This is a genomic window from Turicibacter sp. (assembly GCF_017941855.1).
Classification (GTDB): Bacteria; Bacillota_I; Bacilli_A; order MOL361; family Turicibacteraceae; genus Turicibacter; species Turicibacter sanguinis.
In genome coordinates this window covers 1-4,240 of the sequence record NZ_JAGAVR010000031.1, presented here as the reverse complement: position 1 = coordinate 4,240, position 4,240 = coordinate 1, and the positions used below count along the sequence as shown (strand labels likewise).

Here is a 4,240-nt window from a genome sequence, read left to right as displayed (position 1 = left end):
TCAGTCGCCCCATCTAAAAATTGCGGGTGTAGTTTAATGGTAGAACTTCAGCCTTCCAAGCTGACTGTGAGAGTTCGATTCTCTTCACCCGCTCCATAAAAAAAGGCGCCATAGCCAAGTGGTAAGGCGTGGGACTGCAACTCCCTGATCATCGGTTCAAATCCGATTGGCGCCTCCAATTAAATTAATAATGATGTGCCTGGGTGGCGGAACTGGTAGACGCACAGGACTTAAAATCCTGCGGGTGGTGACACCCGTGCCGGTTCGATTCCGGCCCTAGGCACCAATTTATGACGATTAAGAGTAGGGTTACTCTTTTTTATTTTTCTTAAAACTTCTTAGGATATATCTTAAGAAGTTTTTTTTATATCAATTATAATAACGGTTACATATAGTTGTTATGATGTTTAGTTGCTATAATTATCTATAAACACATGAGGGGGATAATAATGAAAAAAAACATTCTATTATTAATGATTATATTTTTATTAGTTGGATGTAGTAATAGTACCGATGAGAGGGCGGAAGTTTCAAGTGACAATGGTGTTTTTTATGAAATATTTGTACGTTCATTTGCAGATAGTGATGGTGATGGTATTGGTGATTTTAATGGAATTACTGAGAATTTGGACTATCTTGTAGATTTAGGAGTTAAAGGAATTTGGTTATTACCTATTTATCCATCTCCAAGTTACCATGGGTATGATGTAACAGATTACTATAATGTTAATTCTGAGTATGGAACGTTAGATGATTTTAAAAAATTAGTTTCAGAAGCCCATAATAAAGGAATAAAAGTTGTATTAGATATGGTTTTAAATCATGCCAGTAGTGAGCATCCATGGTTTATAGATAGTAAGGAAAATATTGATAGTGATTATGCTGATTACTTTATTTGGGCTGATGCGAATGATTCATCATATGATTTTTCAGCTTCTCCTATTGATGGAAAAGCGTGGTCTAAGTATGAAAATCGTATGTATTTTGGTGCATTTTGGAGTGGAATGCCTGATTGGAATGCTTCAAATAATAAAGTAAGAGAAGAGTTTATTAATATTGGACAGTATTGGATTGATTTAGGTGTTGATGGATTTAGATTAGATGCAGCAAAGTATTTGTACGCACAAGGTGAATATAATACTGATTTAAATTTACTACAAGAAAATTTAGATTTTTGGAAAGAGATAACAGATGGATGGCGTGACGCTAAAGATGATTTATATATTGTTGCAGAGGTATGGTCAGGATCTTCATCAGTTGCCCCATATTACAGTAATTTTGATGCAAATTTCAATTTTGATTTAGCTGATGCAATTGTATCTGTTGTTCGTCGTGAAAGAGATCTTAGTGGATTTGGATTAATGAAAAATTTAACAAGAATGCATGAGTCTTTTGAAAAATATGCTGGAGATAGAGGATATAGTGATGCTATATTTTTAACGAATCATGATCAAGATCGTGTCATGTCTGTATTAAATAACGATATGGATTTAATGAAATTGGCAGCAGATATTTATTTAATGTTACCAGGGAACCCATATATTTATTATGGAGAGGAAATTGGAATGTTAGGGAGAAAACCTGATGAAGATATTAGATTCCCTCTTAAATGGGGAAATGATTATGAGACTGAATGGTGTAAGGATACTTTAAATATGGATTTAGATAGTATAGAGGTACAATTAGAGGATAAAGATTCGTTATTAAATCATTATAAGTCTTTAATTGCAGTGCGTAATAGTAGTGATGCACTATCTAGTGGAGAGATGGTCGCCCTTAGTATGAGTAAGTCTCTAGTAATCGGACAAATTCGTTATACTGAGACAGAAGCGGTTTTCATTTTACATAATATCAGTGAACGCGATTGTGAAGTTGGATTTAGTACTGATGATGAAAACCTTATTTATTCGACAAAAACAGGTTATACTTTAAAGTCAGATTCTGTTATAATTCCAAGTAAGGGTACTATGTTATTTAGTATTCCAGTAGAAGAGGTTAGCTTGTATGAGGAGCTAGAGATTGAAATAGGATAGGTGGAGCAAGAATGAAAAAGTTAAAGTTAATGTTAAAATCAGGGTACTCAATAGATTCAATTTTTGAATTGAGAAAAACACCCATTATTATTAGTTTAATTTTTGGTATTTTTTTATCAATGATGCAAATGACGCCGTTCGCCTTTTCTTTATTAAAAGATGAAGCTTATAGATGGGATGAAAAGATTTGGATGTTATCTGATGATGAGAAGGCAATGATAGTCGAATCATTACCAGATTATAAAATTGAAAATGGGGCTTTAAGTAATAATGAGTTTTACGAAATCAAGGTTAATAGTGATGTTAAAATTTTATTTAACGGTGATGCGAATTTGGTGACGAATGGTTTAGTTTTTAATCATGATCACTTAATTTTTGTGGAACAAGGTAGACAGTATGATTTATCTTACGGTGAATATGAAGGAACTAATTTTGGTCAACTTCGACAAATGGATGTAGCATCTGGGTATGAAGGTGTATTTGCTCCTTTTGCAAAGTCTTTAAAACCTTTATTGATTGTTCCATTCATTATGGGAAATTATCAGACAGGAATTTTAACTTTCTTTATTTATACATTTGTTGTAGCGGCGTTATCGATGTTATTTAAGTTTGGACATACAAGTTTTATTAGTTATAAAGAAGTATTAAATATTATGATTTATTCTGGGACAATTCCTTCAATCATTTCATTAATTATAGGATTAATTATTTCTCCTGCTTTCACAACGATTATTTTTAATTTTGGAACACCACTAATTGCTTTCGTCGTTTATCGTAAGAAAGTTATTCCGAGTTTAATTTAATGAAAAAAAGCGAGATTCTATGTGAGAATCTTGCTTTTTTGTATATTTAAACATATTTTTGTAACCGATTCCACATTAAATGTCGGATATTGCATTTCGGTTTTGTAAGTGCTATACTTAATATGTAAGCAATTTCAAAAACAAATTGTTTTAGACAATTGGGAGGTATAAGGATGAAGAAATTATTATCACTAGGATTAGTTGCATCGTTATCGTTAACAGGATTAGTAGCTTGTGGTGGAAATGACGCTGAAACACCAGCAGAAACACCATCTAATGGATCTGCTGAGACTACTGAGAAACCAGCAACTTCAGGGGAAAAAGTAGAGATTAAATTATGGTTAGACGATGATAATTATGCAGCAGCAATTGAACCAGCAATTGAAGCAGCTTATCCAAACATCGATATCGTTTATGAAAAAGTAGGAGCAGTTGATGCTCGTACTAAATTAGAGTTAGATGGTCCTGCGGGATTAGGTGGGGATGTATTCATTCAACCTCATGACGGAATGAGTGAATCAATTATTTCAAACATTTTATTACCATTAGGATCAGAAATGGGAGCAATGATTGAAGAGCGTATGTTAGAAGGGGCAGTAGGAACAGTTAAGAAAGATGGAAACTACTATGGTGTTCCATTAGCAACTGAATCAATTGCTTTATTCTATAACAAAACTTTATTAGAAGAAAACGGATTTGAAGTTGCAACTTCTTTTGAAACAATTAAAGAACAAGCAGCTCAATATAACGATAATTCAGCAAATAAATTCTTATTACGTTGGGAACCAGGAAATTCATATGCTAACCAATTCTTCTTAACTGCACTTGGATTCCAATTATACGGTGAAAACCATGATGATGCTTCTCAAGTTAACTTAAATACTCAAGAAGTTATCGATGGTTTAACATTCTTCCAATCAATGAAAGAATATTTACCAGTCCCATATGCAGACTTAAATTGGGATACTATCCATGGTGAGTTTATTAAAGGAAATGTTCCTTACATGATCTCTGGACCTTGGTCATTAGCTGAAGCAAAAGTTGGGGCTGAAGAAAATGGATTTGAATTAGGAGTAACGACTATTCCAACAATTAATGGTGTTCAACCTGAAACATTCTCAGGAAATATCATTGCTTGCGTTAGTGCATACACACAACATCCAACAGAAGCTAAACAAGTGGTTGACTTCTTAGCATCTGAAGAAGGATTACAAATTATGTATGATGTTCAAGGGAAAATCCCAGCATTAAAAGATGCATCTGTTGTTGAGGGTGTAGTAGAAGATCCATATATCGCTGGAATTTTAGCTCAAGCAGAATACTCTCAACCAATGCCAATCTTACCAGAAATGTCAAAATTCTGGGGTGCAGCTGAAACAATGTACCGTTCAGTATGGGAAGGTT

General features: G+C 33.6%; 3 protein-coding genes and 3 tRNA genes. All 6 read left to right on the top strand.

Annotated elements, in window-relative coordinates; all coding sequences use genetic code 11:
• The first annotated feature begins 22 nt into the window (after positions 1-22).
• A tRNA-Gly gene (locus tag J6D32_RS04755) sits at positions 23-96 on the top strand.
• Between the two features lie 8 nt (positions 97-104).
• Positions 105-178, top strand: a tRNA-Cys gene (locus J6D32_RS04750).
• Positions 179-197: 19 nt separating this feature from the next.
• A tRNA-Leu gene (locus J6D32_RS04745) sits at positions 198-286 on the top strand.
• A gap of 163 nt (positions 287-449) precedes the next feature.
• On the top strand, positions 450-2,033 hold the full coding sequence (locus J6D32_RS04740; protein ID WP_155231400.1) for an alpha-amylase family glycosyl hydrolase: 1,584 nt from the start codon (positions 450-452) through the stop codon (positions 2,031-2,033).
• A gap of 11 nt (positions 2,034-2,044) precedes the next feature.
• Complete coding sequence (locus tag J6D32_RS04735; protein ID WP_006783251.1) at positions 2,045-2,836, top strand: DUF1189 family protein; 792 nt, start codon at positions 2,045-2,047, stop codon at positions 2,834-2,836.
• 173 nt (positions 2,837-3,009) lie between these two features.
• Positions 3,010-4,240 (top strand): sugar ABC transporter substrate-binding protein (locus tag J6D32_RS04730; RefSeq protein WP_287467361.1); only part of this gene is annotated, 1,231 nt, incomplete at its 3' end.